Raw genomic sequence first — 2,816 nt, forward strand, 5'->3', positions numbered from 1 at the left:
CACCCCCGCCCGCACCGTCCCAGACCCCACATGAGAGCGCTCTCAGAACAGAGGCGCAATCGGCTTGAGAGCGCTCTCAGAACCATGAGCGACCGCTCCCTCACTCATCGCGACCGAACAGGAAAGGCCCAGGAGGAGACACCATGAGAACCACAGCCCGGACCACAACCGCCATCGCGGTGGCCCTTGCCGCCACCGCCCTGCTCGCCGGCTGCACCGCGGGCGCCCCCGGCGCGGGCGGCGGGCCGGCCAAGGGCGACAAGGGCGTGCTGACCGTCGGCATGCCCAACGGCCCGCAGACCGACAACAGCAACCCGTTCCTGGGCACCTCCGCGGGCGCCTCCCTGGGCTACCGCCACATGATCTACGAGCCGCTGGTGATGGTGAACGGCGTCCGCCCCGCCGAGGAGGGCAAGCCCTGGCTGGCCAGCGAGTGGAAGTGGGCGGACAACTACCGGAAGCTCACTCTGACCGTGCAGGACGGGCCCACCTGGTCCGACGGCAAGGAGTTCAGCGCGAAGGACGTGGAGTTCACCTTCCGGCTGCTGAAGGAGAACGAGGCGCTCAACACCAACGCCATCCCCTACGACGGCATCAGCCGCGAGGGCGACACCGTCGAACTGACCTTCCCCGAATCGCAGTTCGTCAACCAGAGCAAGATCCTGACCACCTTCGTCGTGCCCGAGCACGTCTGGTCGAAGGTGAAGAACCCCGAGACCTGGCCCAACAAGAAGCCCGTGGGCACCGGCCCGTACACGCTCAAGTCCTTCACGCCGCAGACCATCACCCTCACCGCCCGCGACACCTACTGGCAGGACAAGCCGAAGGTCGAGGAGCTGCGCTACACCTCCTACAACGACAACAACGCGCAGACCACGGCCCTGGCCAACGGCACCTGCGAGTGGTCCTTCGTCTTCACCCCCGACTACGAGAAGATCTACGTCGCCAAGGACCCCGAGCACCACAAGCTCTGGTTCCCCTCCGGGCTGGGCGTCCACGGCCTGTGGTTCAACACCGCGAAGAAGCCCTTCGACGACCCGGCGCTGCGCCGTGCGATCAACCACGTCGTCGACCGCGAGGCCATCCACGTCCGGGCGCAGGCCACGCTCTACCCGGAGATCGAGAGCGTGACGGGCATCCCGCTGCCCGCCGGCGAGCCCTTCATCGCGCCCGAGTACAAGGGCGAGAAGCTGAAGGTGGACGTCGAGGCCGCCAAGAAGGAGCTGAAGGAGGCCGGTTACACCCTGAACGGAGGCGTCCTGAAGGACCCGTCGGGCAAGCCGGTGACGATGACGCTCACCGACCCGGCCGGCTGGTCGGACTACCTCACCGGTCTGTCGATCATCAAGGACAACGTCAAGAAGATCGGCATCGAGGCCAAGGTGAAGACCCAGACCGTCGACGCCTGGACCACCGCGATGAACGAGGGCGACTTCGACGCCAGTCTGCACTGGACCAACAGCGGCGCCACCCCGTACGACATGTACCAGCACGTGATGGACGGCGAGCTGTACCAGCCGGTCGGCAAGGCCTCCCCCGGCGGCAACTTCGGCCGCTTCCGCGACGAGGCGGCCACCAAGGCGCTCAAGGAGTACGCGAACGCCGGCGACGAGGGCACCCGCACCGAGGCGCTGAACGAACTCCAGCGGATCATGGTCGAGGAAGTGCCGCTCATCGCGACCGCCGCCGCTCCCATCGGCGCCGAGTACAGCACCCGCAACTGGGTCGGCTGGCCCTCGGAGTCCGACCCGTACGCGCCGCCGCAGCCCACCCAGCCCAACTCCCTGGACGTCGTCCTGCATCTGCGCCCCGCCTCCTGACGGCGCGCGGGCTCCGGAAGCCGGGCGATCCCCGCCCCGCCGCACACCGCATCCCATCCCCGCACCGCGGCGGGGCGGCCCCGTCCGGCGCCTCCGGCATCCCCGCGCACACGGCACAGGCGGCACGACAGCCACGACCACAGGGACGACAGGAAGAGTCATGTCCGAAGAACGCTCCGAAGAACACGCGGTACCACCACCCGGCCCCGCCCCCGACAGCACTCCCGGCACCGACGGGCGCGTCGTGCTGGAGGCCGAGGGGGTGAGCAAGCACTTCCCCGTGCGGCGCGGCGCCCGCGCGCTGCTGGGCGGGGAGCGCCGGGCCGTGCACGCGGTGGACGACGTGTCGCTGCGGCTGTGCCGCGGTTCGGTGACCGCGCTGGTGGGCGAGTCCGGGTCGGGCAAGTCCACCGTCGCCCGGCTGCTCGCCCAGCTCTACCCGGCGACCGCCGGGGAGATCCGGCTGGACGGCAGGCCGGTGCGGGCCGGACGGGGACGGGCGTTCCGCGCGTACTGCCGGCACGTCCAGCTGATCTTCCAGGACCCGTTCGCCTCGCTCAACCCGGTGCACACCGTGCGCTACCACCTCACCCGCGCGCTGCGCATCCACGGCCGGGCCGGCAGCGGTGCGGCGGAGCTGGAGAAGGCGCTGGCCGCGCTGCTGGAGCGGGTGCAGCTCACACCGGCCTCCCGCTATCTGGACGCCTTCCCGCACGAGCTGTCCGGCGGGCAGCGCCAGCGGGTGGCCATCGCCCGCGCGATGGCCGCCGATCCGCGGGTGCTGCTGGCCGACGAGCCGGTCTCCATGCTGGACGTCTCCATCCGCCTGGGCGTGCTCAACCTGTTGCGCGACCTCAAGGAGCGGCTGGACCTGGCGATCCTCTACATCACCCACGACATCGCCTCCGCCCGCTACTTCGCGGACGAGACGCTGGTGATGTACGCGGGGAGGATGGTCGAGGGCGGCGACAGCGAGACCGTCACCCAGCGCCCCGC

The 2,816-nt window shown here is 70.0% G+C and carries 2 protein-coding genes; both read left to right on the forward strand.

From position 1 onward, the window contains the following. The first annotated feature begins 143 nt into the window (after positions 1-143). Positions 144-1,820 carry an ABC transporter substrate-binding protein gene (locus L7D48_RS27870; protein WP_237883725.1) on the forward strand — a complete coding sequence of 559 codons (1,677 nt, stop codon included), beginning with the start codon at positions 144-146 and terminating at the stop codon, positions 1,818-1,820. Between the two features lie 160 nt (positions 1,821-1,980). Beyond that, positions 1,981-2,816 (forward strand): ABC transporter ATP-binding protein (locus L7D48_RS27875; RefSeq protein ID WP_237883727.1); only part of this gene is annotated, 836 nt, incomplete at its 3' end.

It is taken from the genome of Streptomyces sp. ICN903 (assembly GCF_022015835.1).
GTDB lineage: Bacteria > Actinomycetota > Actinomycetes > Streptomycetales > Streptomycetaceae > Streptomyces > Streptomyces fenghuangensis.